Below are 522 nucleotides of genomic sequence, written 5' to 3' on the forward strand. Positions count from 1 at the left end.
ATCACGTTGACCAGTGGCGTTTAGTTTTCTTCCTTTCTTCACACAAAGATCCCTCGCTTAAATTGGATTTGGCAGAATTTTGGGCTGATAAAGAGCATTTTCATCAGCGGTTACAGCAGCAATTCGGTCAGGGAATTGAACAACAAATCTTAATAAACTTGGCTCAAGCGGCACGTATTTATCCTAAATTATGGCTAGGCATGGAAGGCAGCGAGCCTGATAGTGTGCTGCTCACACTGGATGAGGCCTTTGAATTTCTAAAGGAAAGTGCCTGGATATTGGAGGATGCTGGCTTTAAAATTATTATTCCTGCCTGGTTAACGCCGAAAGGCCGTCGTCGCGCGAAACTCCGTTTGCGTTCGGGTGGTAAAAGTAAGACTGCCGCAGCCAGTGCGCAATCTTATTTTTCCATGGATAAGCTGACCGAGTACCAATACCAGTTAACCATCGGCGATGAAGCGTTAAGCCCTGAAGAATGGCAACAGCTGGTGGATGCCAAAACCCCATTGATCCATTTTCGCG

The 522-nt window shown here is 46.2% G+C and carries 1 protein-coding gene; it reads left to right on the plus strand.

Features of this window, described 5'->3' with window-relative positions; translation table 11 throughout:
• Positions 1-68: 68 nt before the first annotated feature.
• A partial coding sequence (locus RW114_RS21185) for an SNF2 helicase-associated domain-containing protein (RefSeq protein WP_340124649.1) occupies positions 69-522 on the plus strand: 454 nt, incomplete at its 3' end.

Source organism: Methylobacter svalbardensis (assembly GCF_037671525.1).
GTDB classification, from domain to species: domain Bacteria; phylum Pseudomonadota; class Gammaproteobacteria; order Methylococcales; family Methylomonadaceae; genus Methylobacter_A; species Methylobacter_A svalbardensis.